Consider the following 16,702-nt stretch of genomic DNA (forward strand, 5'->3'; position numbering starts at 1 on the left):
GGGCTCCTCGTCTCCTGGTCAGCGGGGGGTGAGCAGGTCGGCGACCCGGACCGGTCGACCGGTTTCGAAGGACCGGTTGGCCGCCAGGCCGGTGAGCAGGGCCAACGCGCCGTCGTCGGCGGTCGCGGCGCGCTCCAGCGGGTCGGGTTGCCCGCCGAAGAGCACACCTGTCATCCGGGCATCCGCGCCGCCGTGGCCGTGCCGGCTGCGCCTCTCCACGGGGATCTGCCGGGGCGGTTGCCAGAACGGGCGCACCGTGAGGGTCGCGCCACCGCCCTCGGGCGGGGCTTCGACACCGTGCAGGGCGGCGCCCTTGACCGCGCCGGCGGTGCCGCGGTCGACGAAATCGTTCTCGGTGACCTCCAGCTCCAGCCGGCCCCGGCTGCCGTTGACCATCACCCGGTAACCCTCCCAGGGGGCGTACGCGGTGAGGTGGTAGGTCATCGTGGCGCCGGTGGAGTAGCGGGCCAGCACTGCCATGTCGTCCTCGATGCTGACCCCGGGGGCGAAGACGTTGCGGTCGCGCTGGTAGCCGTCCTCGGCCTCGGCGTCGAGGTACAACTCGCGCAGCCGGGGGTGCGCGTCGAGTCGCAGGGCGAACGGGTCGTCGGCGGCGGCGGGGGAGCCGTACGCCCGGTCGTAGTCACGGGCGTAGCCGTGCCGGCGGCCGTCCTCGCCGTAGAAGAAGAGCCGTCCGGCCGCGTACACCTCGACGGGCGTGGCGGCCAGCCACCAGTTGACCAGGTCGAAGTGGTGGCTGGCCTTGTGCACCATCAGCCCGCCGGAGCTGGCCTTGTCGCGGTGCCAGCGGCGGAAGTAGTCGGCGCCGTGGCGCACGTCGAGCAGCCACTCGAAGTGCACCGAGCCGATCTCGCCGACCGCGCCCTCGGCGAGCAGCCGGCGGACCTGCTCGTGCAGTGGGTTGTAGCGGTAGTTGAACGCGACGGTCACCCGACCACCGGTCTCGGTCACCGTGTCCAGGATGCGCCGGCAGCGCGGCACGTCCACCGTCATCGGCTTCTCGGTGACGACCTGCCGGCCGGCGCGTAACGCGGCCACCACGTACTCGTCGTGGGTGACGTCGACGCTGGTGACCAGGACGACGTCGACGCGTTCGGCGTCCAGCATGGCCGCGAAGTCACCGGCCGGGTAGGTGGGCACCGGACGGTGACCCAGCTCGGCCAACCAGCGGTTGTGCGCGTCCATCCGGGCCTGGTTGACGTCGGCGAAGGCGACCAACTCGGTGGTGTCGGCGTGGTCGAGCACCAGGGCGCGGACGAACATCTCCGCTCGCGCGCCGGTGCCCACGACGGCGTACCGGACCCGGCCGTCGGCTCTCGGTGACATGCGGTCGCCCCTCCGGTGATCCTGCAAAGGTTTGCAGTGAAGTAATCACGATCGATGTGATCGCGTCAACGGCGACGATACAAACGGCGGTGAATGTCCGTGTTTGCGAGGCGTTAGTTCACCAAGGGGAGTCTGGATGCAACAAAGCTGTAGCCATTGACCGTTGACACTGACGCAACCGTTTGCATTAATGGGCCACACCCACGTGACCGCCACCACATCGGACGAAGGGGCCGCCGTGCCAGTCACCATCCGGGACGTCGCCCGGGCGTCCGGTGTGCACATCTCCACCGTGTCCCGCACCTTCTCCGCTCCGCACCTGGTCAACCCGGAGACCCGGGTCCGGGTGCTGGCCTGCGCGGAGGACCTGGGCTACCGGCCGAACCGGGCCGCGAGGGCACTGATCACCGGGCGTACGCACAACATCGGGCTGATCATCGCGGACATCGCGAACCCGTTCTTCCCGCCGCTGATCAAGGCGGCGGAGAGTCAGGCCCGGCACCGCGACTACCACGTGTTCGTGGCCGACACCAACGAGGACCCGACCGCGGAGGAGGAACTGGTCCACGCGTTGGCCAAGCAGGTCGACGGTGTGCTGCTGTGCAGTCCACGGATGAGCAACAGCCTGATCGAGCAGCTCAGCCGTGAGGTGCCGTTGGTGGTGGTGAACCGCCAGGTGACCGGCCTGCCCTGCGTGCTGATGGACGTCGGGCAGGGTGCCCGGTCGGCGATCGAGCACCTGGTCGGCCTGGGACACCGCAGCATCGCGTTGCTCGGCGGCCCGCGCAGCTCGTGGACCAACCGGGAGATGCGCCGGGCCGCCGGCGCGGCCGCCCGGGCGGGCGGCGCGGAACTGACAGTGCTCGGCCCGAACGCGCCCACCGAGACCGGCGGATCCGCCGCCGCCGAGCAGGTGCGGCGCAGCGGTGTGTCGGCCGTGCTCGCCTACAACGACCTGATGGCGATCGGCCTCATCGAAGGGCTGGACGCGCTCGGGGTCCGGGTGCCGCAGGAGGTGAGCGTCGTCGGGGTCGACGACATCACCCTGAGTCGGCTCACCCGACCCAAACTGACGACGGTGGCCACACCCACCGGGGCCGCCGGCCGGACGGCCGTCGACATGCTGCTGCAACAGGACACCGAGTCACCGCGCGGCGCGCGAGGGCTGGGTGCCGGCACGGCGCTCGGCGTCCGTCGTACCACCGCACAGGTAATGCTCCAGACCGACCTGGTCATCCGCGACTCGACCGGCCCGGGCCCGCACGCCCGACCGGCACGTCCCCTGGCCGCGCCGCAGGGCCCGGACCCGCATTGCCCTGCGGGCCCGGGCATCCCGACCGCGGCCACCGGTGACGCCGTCGCCTCCTAATGCCGAGGAGTGAGCGCACATGCACCCCGCAACGCCCCCCACCACTGACGCGCCCGTCGGGCGCGCTCACCGTACCGCGCTGCCTCGGCGGCGCCTGCTGCGTGGCCTGCTCGCCGTGACGGTCGCCGCGCCGCTGATGATCGGCGCTGCCGCCTGCGGCGGAGACGACGAGCCCTCCGCCGATCCGAACGCCCCGGTCAAGCTCTCCATCTTCTGGTGGGGAGGTGATGCCCGGGCCAAGCTGACCGAGGACGCGCTGGCTCTCTACACCAAGAAACACCCGAACGTGACCTTCGAGAAGACCTGGCAGGCCAACCAGGGCTACTTCGACAAGCTGGCCACGCTCACCGCCGGCGGCAACCCGCCGGACCTGTTCCAGATCGACGACAACTACCTGGCCGAGTACGCGGCCCGCAACACCACGCTGGACCTGACCTCGTACCAGAAGTCCGGCAAGCTGGACACCTCGAAGTTCCCCGAGAGCCTCTGGCAGTACGGCGTTGTCGACGGCAAGTTCGCCGGCCTGGCCGCCGGGGAGAACACCCAGGGTCTGGTCTACAACAAGACGCTGCTGACCAAGAACAACCTGCCCGAGCCGACCACCGGGATGACCTGGGAGCAGCACATCGCCTGGGCCGAGGAGGTGTCGAAGAAGACCGGTGTGCCCGGCACCCAGGACCCGAGCGCCGACTACAAGGCCCTCTGGGTCTGGCTGCGGCAGCAGGGCAAGGACCTCTACAAGGGCAAGGAGCTGGGCTTCACCGCCGAGGACGTGACCAAGTGGTTCGACCTGTGGAAGGGCGCCCGGGACCGCAAGGCCACCCCGACCGCCGACGTGATCCACGAGGGCAACTCCAGCGACGTCACCAAGCAGTTGGTGGTCACCGGCAAGTCGGCGACCTCCTGGGTCTGGGCCAACCAGATGCCGGACCTGAAGAAGAACACTAAGGACGAGCTGGGCGTGATCGCCTACCCCGGTGACCCCAGCGCGCAGTGGGCCCGGGCCTCGATGTACTGGTCGGTGTTCAAGGGCAGTAAGAACAAGGACGTCGCAGTCGACGTGATCAACTTCCTGAACAACGACATGGAGGCCGTCAAGCTGCTCGGTACCGACCGAGGCCTGCCGTCCAACCTGGACCTGCGCCGGGTGGTCAGCGACGACACCACCGACCCGGCCATGAAGCAGTCCATCGCCGTGGAGGCGGAGCTGACCCAGAAGTTCGGCAAGTCGCCGCAGGTGCCGATCAAGGGACACAGCAAGGTCAAGTCGGAGCTGATCAAGGCGGCCGAGAACGCGCAGTACGGCCGGGCCACCCCCGCCGAGGCCGCCGCCCAGTTCGTCGAGGCGTGCAAGTCCGCCATCGCCTGACCGCCGCACCAGGCGAGGAGAGGAGCAGTTCGTGGCGTTGACCACGGCGCCCGACCCGACCCGACGCGGCTCCGGAACCGACCGGGCCCACACCGACAGGCGTGGGCCCGGCCGCCTCCGGCACAGCGAAGGTCTGGCGGGGTACGTCTTCCTGTCGCCGTGGCTCATCGGGCTGATGGGTGTCACGGCGGTCCCCATGCTGTTGTCGCTCTACCTGAGCTTCACCAACTACGACATCCTCACCCCGTTCTCCGAGGTGCAGTGGGTGGGGCTGGCCAACTACGAGCGGATGTTCACCGCCGACCCGTCGTACTGGCACGCGGTGCGGGTGACACTGACCTTCGCGCTGATCGCCGTGCCGTTGAAGCTCGCCGCCGCCCTCGGCGTGGCTCTGCTGCTCAACCGCGCCTGGCGCGGCGTCGGGCTGTTCCGAGGGCTGTTCTACCTGCCGTCGCTGCTCGGCGGCAGCGTCGCGCTGGCCATCGTCTGGGTCAACATGTTCAACCGCGACGGCGCGTTCAACTCGTTGTTGAGCCTCTTCGGCATCACCGGCAAGCCGTGGGTCAACGACCCGGACTGGGCCCTGGAGACGCTGATGGTGCTGGCCATCTGGCAGTTCGGCGCGCCGATGGTGATCTTCCTGGCCGGGCTCAAGCAGGTGCCCACCGAACTCTACGAGGCCGCCTCGGTCGACGGGGCCGGCCGGTTCCGCCAGTTCCGCAACGTCACCCTGCCGATGCTCTCCCCGGTCATCTTCTTCAACCTGGTGCTGGAGACCATCAACGGGTTCCAGGGCTTCACTGCCGCGTTCGTGCTCAGCAACGGCACCGGCGGCCCGGTCGACTCCACCCTGATGTACACGTTGAACCTCTACATCACCGGCTTCACCGAGCTCGACATGGGTTACGCCTCGGCGATGGCCTGGGTGTTCCTGCTCGCCATCGCGGTGATCACCGCGGTCTTCTTCAGCACCGGACGGTTCTGGGTGCACTACTCCGACGGGGAGGACCGGTGATGGCGACCCCGACGGTCGTAGCGCCACCGAGCCCACGCCGACGCCCCGGCGGTCGGCCCGTGCTGCGGCTGCTGATCCTGGTGGCGATCGTCGCCGTGGTGCTCTACCCGTTGATCTGGATGATCGGCACCTCGGTGAAGTCCCAGGAGGAGATCGTCAACAACCTCGGGCTGCTGCCGGAGCGGTTCACCCCGGGCAACTACACCGCCGGGTGGTCCAACTTCGACGTCAGCTTCGGCCGGTTCTTCCTCAACAGCGCGATGGTCAGCCTGCTCACCGTGGTCGGCAACGGGCTCTCCTGCCTGCTGGCCGCGTACGCCTTCGCCCGGCTGCGGTTCCGGCTGCGCGGCATGTGGTTCGCCGTCATGATCGGCACGCTGCTGCTGCCCCAGCACGTCCTGATCGTGCCGCAGTACATCCTCTTCCGGACGCTCGGGCTGGTCGGCGGCGACTGGCCCTACCTGCCGCTGCTCATCCCGCAGTTCCTGGCCACCGAGGCGTTCTTCGTCTTCCTGATGGTGCAGTTCATGCGCGGCGTGCCGCGCGAGCTGGACGAGGCGGCCCGGATCGACGGCGCCGGCCCGTTCGGCATCTTCCGGCACATCATCCTGCCGCTGAGCCGCCCGGCGCTGGTCACCACGGCGATCTTCTCGTTCATCTGGACCTGGAACGACTTCTTCCGACAACTGGTCTTCCTGTCCCAACTGGAGGACTACACGGTGCCGGTGGCGCTGACCCTCTTCATCGACTCGACCAGCCAGAGCGCGGTCGGGCCGATGTTCGCCATGTCGGTGCTGTCGTTGCTGCCGGTCTTCCTGTTCTTCGTCGCCTTCCAGCGGATGCTCGTCGAGGGGATCAACACCAGTGGCATCAAGGGCTGAACCGGCATCAAGGGCTGAACCTGTCGACGCCGCCGGACGGCGGGACTGGCGCGACGTCGTCTGCGACGCCGCCGACCTGGCGCTGCTCGGCATCCTGCTGACCCTCGCCGCGCTGCCGTTGCTCACCGTCGCCGCGGCGGTGGGCACGGCCAGCGCGGCAGTGCACGACTGGACGCGTACCGGCAGTTGGCCGTCCGCGCGGACGACAGTGCGCCGCTTCGGCCGTGCGGTGCCGCCCGGGGTGCCGGTCAGCCTGCTCGCGCTCGCCGTGGCCGGGTTGCTCGCCGCCGACCTGGCGGCGCTGGCCACCGGCCGGGTGCCCGGCGGACCGGTGGCGCTGCTGGTGACGGCGCTGGTCACGGCCGGCCTGGCCGGGTACGCCGGGCTGGTCGTCGTCGAGGTGGGCGGGGGCGGACGGTGGCGGGAGGCGGCCCGCTCGGCGGCGCGGGCCTGCCTCGACGCACCCACCCGCTGGGCCGCTCTCACCGGGGTCGTCGCGCTCGCCGGGCTGCTCGCCGTCCTGGTCACCCCGGTCGCGGTGCCGATCCTCGCCGGATACACGCTGGCCGCCCTGCACGCCGTCGCCAACCGCCAGCCGATCGCCGCGGCCGTCACCTCCGGGCGGGGAGGCCACGCAGGCGGCCGCCGGTCGGTGCCGACCTACCCGGAGTCGCCGTGAGCGGGGCACCGGAGCCGGTGCGGATGCTGGTCGGCGGGACCGAGGTGGCGCGGTACGTCATCGACCCGAAGCTGGACGCGCGGCACGGCCCCCGACCGTACCTGCATCCGGTACGCACCCTCGGCGGCACTGTCGTCACCGACGCGCTGCCCGCCGACCACGTGTGGCACCTCGGCGCGTCCCTGGCGGTGCAGGACGTCAACGGCAGCAACCTCTGGGGCGGGCGCACCTACGTGCGCGACGTCGGCTACACCTGGCGTGACGATCATGGCGTCATCGCCCACACCGGGGAGGTCGAGCGGTCCCCGGGCGGGTACGTCCACGACCTCCAGTGGCGCGACCGCGCCGGTGGGGTCCTGTTGACCGAGCGTCGGTGGCTCGCCGCGTCGGCGCTGACACCGGACGTCTGGCGGCTCGACCTGGAGACCGTGCTCGTGGCACCGGACGACCGGGAGGTGCGTCTGGGTAGCCCGGCCACCAACGGACGCCCGGGCGGGGCCGGCTACGGCGGATTCTTCTGGCGGGCCGTCGCCGACGGCGAGCCGGAGGTGTTCACCGCCGACGCCGCCGGGGAGGAGACGGTCAACGGCAGCGCGGCACCGTGGCTCGCGCTGACCGGCGTCGGGTCGGACGGCGGGGCGTACACCCTTGTCTTCGGGGGTCTTGGTCGGGGCGACAGGTGGTTCGTGCGGACCGGGATGTATCCGGGGGTCTGTGTGGCGTTCGCGTTCGACAGTCCGGCGGTGCTGCCCGTCGGTGGGAGCCGGCACGGCCGGTACCGGGTGTGGGTGGCGGACGGGGCCCTCGACCGGGCCGCCGTCGCCGCCCTGGCTCGCTCAGGTTGACCATGAAGTTATCGCCACGACACGCCGACCGATGTGGCGATAACTTCATGATCAACGGGGCGAGGAGCGGGTCGGGAGTGCGGCGGTGACCCGGATGGCCTTGACTATCGCCGGGATCGAGCCGATCAGCAGCACGAGCCCCCAGATGATCGCGATGATCGCGAAGACCAGCGCCGCCACGTCGTCCACGATGCTGACCAGGATCACCGGCACCAGGTTGTGCAGGAACTCCAGCACGACGGTGCACAGCAGGGTGGTCAGGATCAGCAGGACGAGGCCCTTGTTCTGCAGGAACCGGGGCTGGGCCAGCACCAGCAGCCCGGCCCACACGAGCTTGAGCAGCAGCACCAGCCCGAGCAGCACCGCCGCGTCGCCGACCGGGAAGAACCCCCATATGGCCAGGTACGCCAGTGTGCCGAACGGGACGGCCAGGAACAGCGACACCATGATCATTAGTTCGACGAACGCGATGAGCAGCGCGATCAGCCCCACGATGATCAGGATGATCGAGAAGATCAGGCTGGCGACGCCCTGCACCCGACCCTGGATCCGCTCCGGCAGCAGCAGACCCAGGCAGAACAGCCCGGTGCTCCAAACCGCCACCGCGTCGATCAACGCCAGGTAGCCGGTGCCCCGGCCGGACGGCTCGCTGACCCCGGACACGTCGTCGATCTGGACGTCCAACGCTCCGGCGCTGTCCGCGAGCGCTGCCCCGGCGTCGCCGCCGCCGATCAGCAGCCCGGCGCCCAACTCCACCCCGATCGCCAGGACGATGGCGAGCATGGCCAGCAGCAGGAACGGTTTACGCAGGTCACCCACGTCAAAACCCTCCACTCAGCTCAGGACGTCGCCACGATGACGGTGCAGGAACCGAGGCCGGGACAGCGCACGCCGACCACTGTGGCCTCGTCGACGGCCACCTTCGCCACGGCTCCGGTGCCGTCGGCGGCCGGTTCGACCTCGTCGCGGATGGTCAGGTCGGCGTCGCCCGGGGCGGGCGCGGTGACCGTGAACCGCGCCGCGCTGCGCAGCACCAGGGTGCGTAACCCACCGGGGTCGGCGACCCGCAGCTCACAACTACCCGAGAAGACCAGCCGGCCGGGCTCCTCGAAGCAGTCGGCGCTGACCGTGCCCGGGTCCACAGCGGCGCGCTCACCGCCCAGCGCCCCCAACCGGTCGACCAGCCCGTGCCGCGCGCCCGGGTCACCCCGGTCGTCGCGCCCCGCCCCGATCGCGACCACGAACAGCGCCACCAGCAGGACGGCCAGCACGCCCAGCAGCGCCTTCTGCCGGCCGCTCATCGCGCGGCGGCCGGTGACACGACCTCGCTGAACCGGAGCACGTCGACGCCGGCGAAGTAGCGGTTGGTGCCCTGCGTCTTGCCGACCACCAGCAGGGAGACCTGGTGCGCGCCCCTGGTGAGCTGGACCGTGCCGACGTCCAGGAACTCCGTCTTCTGCACCGTCGGCGTGAACCCGAGGAACGTGCCACCGACCTGGTTGCCGTCGATGACGAAGACGGTGTTGGCGTAGTCGAACGAGGTGGTGCGCACCGCGGCGAACCGCCAGGTGCCGTCGGCCGGGATCTGCACCGTCATCGTCACCTTGTCGCCGATGGCCAGACCCTGGAAGAACAGTTGTTCGTCGCCGGACCAGGTCACCCCACAGCAGTTCGGCTGCGCCTCCACCGTCGCCTTGCTCTTCTTCGGCGACTCCACCGCCGCGCCGTCGACCAGGCTCTCCGCTTCGACGGTGACGACGCGGGGCTCGCCCGGGCCCGAGTCGCGGGTCAGCAGGACGACCCCCACGGTCACCACCACCAACACCAACGCCGCCGCGGCGGCGATCCACAACCAGGGGGTACGCCGCGGTGGCGCGACCGCCCGCGCCTCGTAGGTGACCCGACCGCTGGAACGGGAACTCTCCTCCGGCGCGGTGTTCGCCGAGTACGCGAACCCGGTCATGTCGTACCGCCGGGGTGCGGTGCCGGCCGGCACGGCGAGTTTGACCAGGAACGACACCGAGCCCTGCCCGGGTACCACCCGCTGCGGCTCGGCCACGGTGAACCACGCCCGCTGGGAGCCGTCACCGGGGGCCACGTCGAACACGACGGTGTCCGGCGCGTTGCCCGGGTTGGAGACGGTGAACGTCAGCTCGCCGCTGTTGCGCGGGTCGAGCGTGAACTGTTCGGCGGCGGCGACGACCGCCCACTCGGTGGTCATGACGACTCCTCTTCCAGGACGATCTCGACGGTGGTCGAGGCGGGCTTCTCCGCCTCGACGATGCGGGTGATCACGGCGAGTTGACCGGCGGCGGACGCCGGCACCCGCACCACCACGTGGAACGGCTGCTCGGCGGGTTCGTCGATCGCGAAGCCCGACATTCCGGTGGCCAGCTCGAGAGCCCGGCGTATCCCGTACGGGGTGCCGCGCCACCGGGCCAGCAGCGCGGCGTTGGCCACCAGGTCACGCAGCCGGCCCACCGGCAGCGGCAGCGGGGTGTCCGGCCGGGGCGACGCCACCACGTGGTCCATCGCCACCCAGCGCGTCAACCCCACGACCAGCCCGTCCGGCGCCCGGTACGGGTCGAACAGGGCGTCCACCTCGGCGAGGATCGCCTCGTCCGGGGCGTGCAGCGCCTCCATGACGTCCAGCAGCGTCCAGAGCACGCTGCCGGGCACGCAGGCCCGCTGGTAGGCGGCGGGCAGCAGCCGTTCAATCGCCGAGCGTCGCATCCTGGCGCACCACCTCGATATCGTGCTCGCCGGAGCAGAGCAGCCAGGTATCCGGGACGGTCACCACGTCGGCGGTGGCCTGGTTGGCGCTGGGTGTCCAGTCGACAGCTGTGGCGCTGCGGTACACGCCGCGTTCGCCGCCGGCCAGGATGAGCCGCTCCGCCGCGCCGGAACCGCCGGCGCTCCCGCCGGTCGCCGGGCCGTTCACGGCGATGGCGTCGACCGGCACGAACCGGGTCCGGTCCCGCAGCGGCAACCCGCAGTTGACCGACACCGGCTGCCACTGCGGCTGCGTGGCCAGGGTGTCCAGCCGCAGCACCCCGCCGCTCTGCGTGGCCGCCACCGCCAGCGACCCGGCGAACGCCAGGTCCCGACAGGTGCCGCCGATCCACCCGGACTGCGTCGACTGCCACTTCACGTCGGACTCGAACAGCCGGGTGCGATGACAGCCCTGGCCGGGCTTCTTCGGGTCCGGCTCACCGGCCCCGCTCCACAGCAGCGTGGCCGGCCCGTCGTACTGCACGGCGAGGACCCGGTTGTCCACGTTCGACAACCCGACGTGGGTGAAGCTGCCCGGCCGGCCACCGGCGGTCGACAGGTACACCCCGAAGCTCGCCTGCGCGGCCACCGCGACGCCCGGCGCGCCGCGCTCCGAGACGAACGTGCGTACCGCGTAGAACCCCCGGTCGGCGTCGGACGGGTCGACCAGGATCTGCAACGGCACCGCCCCGGGCAGCAGCGACACCTCGTACAGGCCGGTGTCGGTGGCCACCAGCAGCGCACCCGCGCCGTCGCGGTCCAGCCACGCCACGTCGGAGATCCGCGAGTCCAGGTCGGTGAGCAGGGACCACGTCTCGCCGAGGTCGGTGCTCAGGTGCACCCGGGAGCCGCCGGAGGCGCGCACCGTCACCACGGCCACCGAGCCGGGACGTGCCACGATGCCCGGCCGCACCGGCGCGGGCGCCGGCGCAACCCGGACCACCGTCTCGTCGTCGAAGCGGCCGGCCGGCTCCCACCCCGCGCCGCCGTTGCTGGAGCGGAACAGCACCGGGCCGCGCCCGGCGTACCAGGTGCGTGGCTGGTACTGGTCCACGGCCAGGGCGCGGACCGCCGCGTCGGGCGCCTCGTCGACCACGAACCGGACCGACTCGACGTAGCGCACACCCGGCTCGGCGTGCTCCAGCAACCGGTACACGTTGGACGCCCGCAGCGGCTCCCCGAACGGCCAACCGTTCGGGTTGAGCGCTGTCGGCAGCGGACTCAGCGTCTGGTGCAGCCGGTCGTGGATGCGGCTGCGGACGGCGTCCACGTCCTCCTCGCGCCGGACCACCACCCGGGCCCGCACCGACACCGCCTTGAACCGGGCCCAGGTCGCCCGGGACCGGATGCCGACGATCCGGCGTTCCTCCAGGTCCGCCTCGACGCGGTGCCGCGCCTCGGGCACCTCGTGCTCGCGCAGCACCGCGACCGGAAGCCGGCCGTCGGGGCGGGCGGTCGGCGGCACGTACGGCACCAGCACCACCTCGACCTCACCCGGCCGGGCGAAGCTGTACACCGCCGCGCGGGTGAACGCCCGCGCCCTCGCCACCGCGCCGGAGCTGGTGGCGAGCACCTCGAAATCGCGGGCGGTCACCGCCCGCTGCTGCGCGAAGAACTCGTACGGGCCGCGCAGCAGCACCGACTCCAGCGCCTCCACCTCGCGGCCCCCGGCGGCCGGCGCGGGGTTGTCCACCCTCACCCCCGGCAGGGGGTCGCGCAGGCTGGTCAGGGTGCCCGCCGCCACGTTGCCGGTGGGCCCACCACCCGAGCGGTACCAGAGCCGGACCTGCCGCCCAGCCGGCGGCACGGCCGCGACGGTGACCGGCGTCGGTGTCCCCGCCGAGGGCTGCGCGGTCGCAGCGGAAGGTCGCAGGTCGAGGGCCGGGGCGAAGGTGACGGTGCCCGAGCAGCGGTCGACCAGGTACGCCTTGGACTGGGGGCCGAGCCCCGCGAAACTGTCCACCGGTTGCCAGATCTCGAACGTGCGGCCGTCGTGCTCGCGGGCCGCCGCGCCCAACTCCACGGTGCCGGTCGGCACCTCCACGCCGAGCAGCAGATCCAGCGGTTCGGCGGTGTGCGCCAGTGGTGCGTGGGCGGCCCGCAGCACCTGCCCCGGCTGGCCGGTCCCCACACCGAGCAGCTCCGCCTCGACCGTCTCGCAGTGGTGCATCCGTACCGTCACCGACGTCTCGTCGGCGGGCAGCACCGCCGGTTCGGTGGTGACGAACACGACCGGCCGGGGGTCCGCGCCGCGAGCCGCCGCGACCCGCAGGCCGGCCGGGATCCGGAGCGCCGCGCGGTCGGTGCCGGTGCGGGTGAACCGGACGTCCGCCCACGCGGCGGTGGGTGCGTGCCGGGCGACCCCGAGCAGGTTCAGGAACGAGACGTACGCCTTCTCCGGCAACTGGTTCAGCCGGTAGATCATGACCTCGGTCAGGTGCGCGAACGCCTCCACCAGCGCCATGCCGGGGTCGTGCGCCGACAGGTCGGTCCACGCCGGGCAGGACTGCCGGATCCGTTCCCGGGCCTCGGTGACCAGGTCGAGGAAGCCGCGATCGTCCAGGTGCGGCACGGGCAGTGTCATGAGGGTCCTCCCTGGGCGGGATCGTCGGCCGGGAGCAGGTCCACGGAGAAGACCAGCTGCCCGGGTGTGAGGCTGGTCCGCACCCGGTAGTCCAACCTGATCACCAGCCGCCACGCGTCGTCCGGGTCCGGCCCGGCGTCCACGTCGATCACCTCGACCCGGGGCTCCCAGCGGTTGATCGCCTGCCGGACGTAGTGGATGGCCAGGCCGGCCGTGGTGTCGTCGTTGGGCGCGAAGACCAGGCGGTGCAGCCGGGACCCGTACCCGGGTCGCATCAGCCGTTCGCCCGGCGTGGTCGACAGGAGCAGGAACAGCGCCTGGCGTACGCTCTCGTCGCCCTCGGTCATCGCCAGGCCACCGGCCGCGGTGAGCGCCAACCCGCCGGTCCGGCCGGCGTCGAAGCCGGCGCCGACGAAGCGGAAGGCCCTCACCGGTCCGCTCCCAGGAACTGCTGGCGCGGGTCCCGCACTGTGTGCTTGACCAGCCCCGGCGGCGTGCCGTTGGTGAACCCCGACAGGTGGGAGAGCACCACCCGGTGCCCGTCGACGCGGACCCAGTCGCTGTAGCCGACCCGGACGGTCAGCGTCGTCGTACACGGCTTGATGGTCGGCCCGTAGTTCGGGCAGGCGACGATGTCGCGTCCTTCCGGGTCGTCGTCCACCAGCACGGGCACGCCGGTGACGGTCACCCACTCCCGCGAGGGCCGGTTCTCGACCCGGCCGTCGTGGTCACAGGTGATCACGGAGTCACTGTGGATCCAGCGCATCAGCCGCCTCCTTCGTGGTGGGCACGGGCGAGGGAACGGGCCTGCTCCGCCGCCGTCGTCTGGTCCTCGGTCGACTCGGCGTGCAGGAAGTCCACGCTGCGGGCGCGTACCACCATGGCCCGGCCGGGCGCGGAGATCACCAGGTCGGACGCCGCGTGCAGCGTGGCCAGATCCGGCGTCAGTTCCAGGAAACTGCCGCCCTCGGTGGCGAGCCGCAGGCTGCGGTTCACGTCGTCGACGACGATCGACTGCCCGCCTGCGGTGCGCATCGTCCAGCGCCGTGCCCGCCCGTCGTCGATGCCCGCGTCGTACGGCTCGACAGCGCCGAACAGCGAACCGAGCACGATGCCCGAGGCCGGCTCGCCGCCGGGCAGCACCACCAGCACCGTGTCGTCCGGGTCGGGGAGCGCCACCAGACCCTTGCCCCGCCCCGCCCCGGGGCAGAGCACGGCGAGCCAGCCGGCGTCGAGGTCCCCGTACGCGGGCAGGGTCAGCCGGACCCGTCCCAGCCCGTCCGGGTCGGCGACGTCGGTGACCGAGCCCAGGGTGACCACCGCGCCGCCGGTCGGGGCCGGTGGGGTGACCGGTGGCACCGTGGAGAACCGGGTCAGGTGCCCGTTGGCGTCCACCGTGTGCACCACCTCGGTCAGCACGTACGTCCCGGCGACCGGGTCGGGCACACCACCCAGGTCGATCCGCCGGCCCGGTCGCAGCGCCGGGTCGCCTTCGGCCACCCCCTCGGCGGTGACCAGCGTCGCCGCCCGGGTGTCCAGGCGGGCCTGGGCCAACGCCGCCAACTCGTCGTCGCTGCGGCCGGGCTGGTCGACGGCGGTTCGCACCCCACCGGCGCCCACGTCGGCCGGGTCCGGGCGGTCGTCGGCGGGTCGACCGCAGCGCGCCTCGTCGGCCTGCTGGCTGATCACCTCGGCCCGCTGCGGGTGCCAGCCCAGTGCCACGCTCGCACCGCTGGCCTGGTCGGTGTTCGTGGACAGGCGCAGTGTGTGTACGTCCGCGCCGAGGGTCAACGCGACGGGCTCCCCGTAACCGGCGAGGGTGACCAACCGGACGCCGTCACCGTCGGCGGCCAGGTGCAGCCCGGCCCGACCGGCCACCTCCCGCAGCAACTCCAGGTCGCTGTGCCGGTGCTGCAACAGCCGTTCCACACGTGGCCCGTCGACGTCGGCGGTCACCGCCAACCCCACCTCGCCGCACAGCTCCCGGGCCACCTCGACGGCGGTGACCGCTGTGAACACCCGCAACCCCTGCCGCTTGCGCAACCGGTGCAGCGGGTCGTACGCGCGCAGCCGCAGCAGCGCGCCACCGTCGGCGGCGTAGTCGACCTCCACCGCGGTGACCTCCCCGTCGAACAGGGCATCGGCATGATCGGCCAGCCGTACGCCGAGGGTCGTGCCGGGGCGGACCGCCGGGTCGAACGCGCCGGCGCCGACGGTGGTGGCGAGAACCAGCTCCGCCTGGGTGGGCTGGTCGAGTCGTGCCGCCACGCGCAGCGAGCGGATCCGCTGACGGGCCGCGTCGGTCAGCTCGACGCCGTCGAGCAGGACGGTCAGCGCCCGGGGCGCGACGCTCGTCACGGCGTACCCCCGGTGCCGGTGGGTGTGCTGGTCGGCGCGGGCCCGGTCGCCGCGCCCCAGGCGGCGGGGGCGGTGGCGATCGACGCTCCGACGAACGCCGCGCCGGCACCCACCGCGCCGGCGAGCGCTCGCGCGGCTGCGCTGACCGCACCCGTCGTGGCCGGGCCGCCGGTCGGCGCCGGTGGTGGGACCGCCAGGGTGGTGCCGGCCGGTACGGCGAGGGGGTCGGTGATCCGGTTGTGTTCGGCGAGGAGACGCCAGCGCAACGGCGAGCCGAGCGCGTCGTTGGCCAGCAGGTCGAAGCGCACCCCGGATCGGCCCGGCTCTGCCGCGCCGTCGCCGGCGGCGATCACCGCGCTGCCCGGCGCGGCGGTCGGCGTGGTCGCCGCGGCCAGTTCCTCTTCGAAGCCGGCCTGCGCCTGGTCGGCCGTCTCGGCGGCCCGGACCAGCTTCAGCCGCAACCAGGATCGGCGGGGCGACCCGGTGCCGGTGAACGCGTCGAACCGCTCGGCCACCGCGACGATCACGCCGGGCACGTTCCAGGTCTTGCCCCACACCAACCGCACCAGCGGAGGTCGGAGCCAGCCATGCTCCACCGCGGAGTTCTCCGCCAGCATCCACAGCGGACGGGTCAGCACCCGCACGTCGGCCGGACGGACCTGCGCCTCCACGAAGTCGACGTCGAAGAGCAGGTCGAGCACCAGCTCGGTCCGGCCGCCGCCGGTGAAGACGAGCGGGTCGTCGGCCAGCCCGGACCCGGTGAGCTGACCGCCGGCGGCACCCCGTCGGCGTACGCCGGCGAGCCGGGTCACCTGCACGGTCTCCGGGTTGAGCAGGCAGTCCACCCGAACGCCTGAGGAGTCGATGAGGAAGGCGACGCGTTCCATCAGTCGCCCGCCTGTTCCCGGTCCAGTCGACCCAGATGGGCGGTGTCCAGCACGTCCCCGGGCACTGCCCACACCGCCCCGTCGTCCGGTAGCGCCGGCCACGGGTCGGCGGCCGCCGACCCGATCTCGGTCGGCGGGAACTCGATGCTCACCGGCCAGCGCCCGCCGACCGGGTCACGTGGGGCTGCGCCGACCGGGGCCCCGACCGTCCCCCTGTCGCTGCCCCGCCACCCGCCCTGCCGAGCAGCGTGCTGGTCGGGGCGCCGGTGGTCGGGCCGCGCCCGTTCGTCGGGCAGGGCGGGCCACGAGCCACCGACCTCGACCGCCGCCCGCCCGTCCCACCCAGCGTCGCCGGGTGCGGCGGCGAGGGCGAATCCCTGACGGCGGCTGCGCCCGGAGGGTGCGACGATCCCGCCGGGAGCGACGGGTGCGGGAGTGGGAGAGGAGGTCGCCGCGTCCCGCCCGTGGGGCGAGCCGAGCCGGCCAGGCCGTGTCCGGCGTGGCTGCCCCGCGTGCCCGTCGGGTGTTTCCCCGCCGCCGGGGGTGTCGCCGGCAGGGTTGCCGATCGCGGAGCCGCCGAGTTCGCCGATCGAGCC

The 16,702-nt window shown here is 72.2% G+C and carries 16 protein-coding genes and 1 pseudogene; 6 read left to right on the plus strand and 11 right to left on the minus strand.

The annotated features are described in order from the left end of the window. Positions 1–18: 18 nt before the first annotated feature. Complete coding sequence (locus ACWCO3_RS06135; RefSeq protein ID WP_145781311.1) at positions 19–1,347, minus strand: Gfo/Idh/MocA family protein; 1,329 nt, start codon at positions 1,345–1,347, stop codon at positions 19–21. A 238-nt stretch (positions 1,348–1,585) separates the two neighbouring features. Here ACWCO3_RS06135 and ACWCO3_RS06140 point away from each other — a divergent pair, with 238 nt between their 5' ends. Genes ACWCO3_RS06140 through ACWCO3_RS06165 form a run of 6 tightly spaced genes read left to right on the plus strand, consistent with a single transcriptional unit; the run spans position 1,586 to position 7,505 of the window. Beyond that, positions 1,586–2,716, plus strand: coding sequence for a LacI family DNA-binding transcriptional regulator (locus ACWCO3_RS06140; RefSeq protein WP_145781314.1), 1,131 nt, complete (start codon positions 1,586–1,588; stop codon positions 2,714–2,716). 19 nt (positions 2,717–2,735) lie between these two features. Beyond that, the gene (locus ACWCO3_RS06145) at positions 2,736–4,085 is read left to right on the plus strand and encodes an ABC transporter substrate-binding protein (RefSeq protein ID WP_450008759.1); all 1,350 of its coding nucleotides are present in this window, start codon (positions 2,736–2,738) and stop codon (positions 4,083–4,085) included. A 31-nt stretch (positions 4,086–4,116) separates the two neighbouring features. Beyond that, on the plus strand, positions 4,117–5,100 hold the full coding sequence (locus ACWCO3_RS06150; protein WP_145781320.1) for a carbohydrate ABC transporter permease: 984 nt from the start codon (positions 4,117–4,119) through the stop codon (positions 5,098–5,100). After that, the gene (locus ACWCO3_RS06155) at positions 5,100–5,981 is read left to right on the plus strand and encodes a carbohydrate ABC transporter permease (RefSeq protein WP_145781322.1); all 882 of its coding nucleotides are present in this window, start codon (positions 5,100–5,102) and stop codon (positions 5,979–5,981) included. The genes ACWCO3_RS06150 and ACWCO3_RS06155 overlap by 1 nt, the downstream gene beginning before the upstream one ends. Next, complete coding sequence (locus tag ACWCO3_RS06160; protein WP_450008761.1) at positions 5,965–6,660, plus strand: hypothetical protein; 696 nt, start codon at positions 5,965–5,967, stop codon at positions 6,658–6,660. The genes ACWCO3_RS06155 and ACWCO3_RS06160 overlap by 17 nt, the downstream gene beginning before the upstream one ends. Then, positions 6,657–7,505, plus strand: a complete 849-nt coding sequence (locus tag ACWCO3_RS06165; RefSeq protein ID WP_244311700.1) for a DUF6807 domain-containing protein — start codon at positions 6,657–6,659, stop codon at positions 7,503–7,505. Before ACWCO3_RS06160 ends, ACWCO3_RS06165 begins: the two co-directional genes overlap by 4 nt. 51 nt (positions 7,506–7,556) lie before the next feature. On the opposite strand, the gene ACWCO3_RS06170 is transcribed toward ACWCO3_RS06165, so the two are convergent. The 10 genes and pseudogenes from ACWCO3_RS06170 to ACWCO3_RS06215 form a co-directional block, all read right to left on the minus strand. Next, the gene (locus ACWCO3_RS06170) at positions 7,557–8,324 is read right to left on the minus strand and encodes a hypothetical protein (RefSeq protein WP_357934852.1); all 768 of its coding nucleotides are present in this window, start codon (positions 8,322–8,324) and stop codon (positions 7,557–7,559) included. Between the two features lie 20 nt (positions 8,325–8,344). Continuing rightward, positions 8,345–8,806 (minus strand): hypothetical protein, encoded by a 462-nt coding sequence (locus ACWCO3_RS06175; protein ID WP_145781326.1) that lies wholly within the window; start codon positions 8,804–8,806, stop codon positions 8,345–8,347. Next, complete coding sequence (locus ACWCO3_RS06180) at positions 8,803–9,726, minus strand: hypothetical protein (protein ID WP_450008764.1); 924 nt, start codon at positions 9,724–9,726, stop codon at positions 8,803–8,805. The genes ACWCO3_RS06175 and ACWCO3_RS06180 overlap by 4 nt, the downstream gene beginning before the upstream one ends. Beyond that, positions 9,723–10,238, minus strand: a complete 516-nt coding sequence (locus ACWCO3_RS06185) for a phage tail protein (protein WP_450008765.1) — start codon at positions 10,236–10,238, stop codon at positions 9,723–9,725. The genes ACWCO3_RS06180 and ACWCO3_RS06185 overlap by 4 nt, the downstream gene beginning before the upstream one ends. Continuing rightward, positions 10,219–12,861, minus strand: coding sequence for a putative baseplate assembly protein (locus ACWCO3_RS06190; RefSeq protein WP_450008767.1), 2,643 nt, complete (start codon positions 12,859–12,861; stop codon positions 10,219–10,221). Before ACWCO3_RS06190 ends, ACWCO3_RS06185 begins: the two co-directional genes overlap by 20 nt. Then, positions 12,858–13,292, minus strand: coding sequence for a GPW/gp25 family protein (locus ACWCO3_RS06195; protein ID WP_145781339.1), 435 nt, complete (start codon positions 13,290–13,292; stop codon positions 12,858–12,860). Before ACWCO3_RS06195 ends, ACWCO3_RS06190 begins: the two co-directional genes overlap by 4 nt. Further along, positions 13,289–13,627, minus strand: coding sequence for a hypothetical protein (locus tag ACWCO3_RS06200; RefSeq protein WP_357934860.1), 339 nt, complete (start codon positions 13,625–13,627; stop codon positions 13,289–13,291). The genes ACWCO3_RS06195 and ACWCO3_RS06200 overlap by 4 nt, the downstream gene beginning before the upstream one ends. After that, positions 13,627–15,219: a contractile injection system protein, VgrG/Pvc8 family gene (locus tag ACWCO3_RS06205; RefSeq protein WP_450008770.1), complete on the minus strand. Its 1,593-nt coding sequence runs from the start codon at positions 15,217–15,219 to the stop codon at positions 13,627–13,629. Before ACWCO3_RS06205 ends, ACWCO3_RS06200 begins: the two co-directional genes overlap by 1 nt. After that, positions 15,216–16,106, minus strand: coding sequence for a CIS tube protein (locus ACWCO3_RS06210; RefSeq protein ID WP_450008772.1), 891 nt, complete (start codon positions 16,104–16,106; stop codon positions 15,216–15,218). Before ACWCO3_RS06210 ends, ACWCO3_RS06205 begins: the two co-directional genes overlap by 4 nt. Next, positions 16,106–16,702 (minus strand): annotated as a pseudogene (locus tag ACWCO3_RS06215) (hypothetical protein); the annotation flags it as partial. The gene ACWCO3_RS06210 and the pseudogene ACWCO3_RS06215, both read right to left, overlap by 1 nt.

This window comes from Micromonospora sp. NPDC002411, assembly GCF_053592955.1.

Coding starts and splice junctions, on each gene's coding strand:
- ACWCO3_RS06175 (WP_145781326.1), bottom strand. CDS start 8,806: ATGAGCGGCCGGCAGAAGGCGCTGCTGGGCGTGCTGGCCGTCCTGCTG.
- ACWCO3_RS06190 (WP_450008767.1), bottom strand. CDS start 12,861: ATGACACTGCCCGTGCCGCACCTGGACGATCGCGGCTTCCTCGACCTG.
- ACWCO3_RS06135 (WP_145781311.1), bottom strand. CDS start 1,347: ATGTCACCGAGAGCCGACGGCCGGGTCCGGTACGCCGTCGTGGGCACC.
- ACWCO3_RS06185 (WP_450008765.1), bottom strand. CDS start 10,238: ATGCGACGCTCGGCGATTGAACGGCTGCTGCCCGCCGCCTACCAGCGG.
- ACWCO3_RS06210 (WP_450008772.1), bottom strand. CDS start 16,106: ATGGAACGCGTCGCCTTCCTCATCGACTCCTCAGGCGTTCGGGTGGAC.
- ACWCO3_RS06180 (WP_450008764.1), bottom strand. CDS start 9,726: ATGACCACCGAGTGGGCGGTCGTCGCCGCCGCCGAACAGTTCACGCTC.
- ACWCO3_RS06155 (WP_145781322.1), top strand. CDS start 5,100: ATGGCGACCCCGACGGTCGTAGCGCCACCGAGCCCACGCCGACGCCCC.
- ACWCO3_RS06200 (WP_357934860.1), bottom strand. CDS start 13,627: ATGCGCTGGATCCACAGTGACTCCGTGATCACCTGTGACCACGACGGC.
- ACWCO3_RS06145 (WP_450008759.1), top strand. CDS start 2,736: ATGCACCCCGCAACGCCCCCCACCACTGACGCGCCCGTCGGGCGCGCT.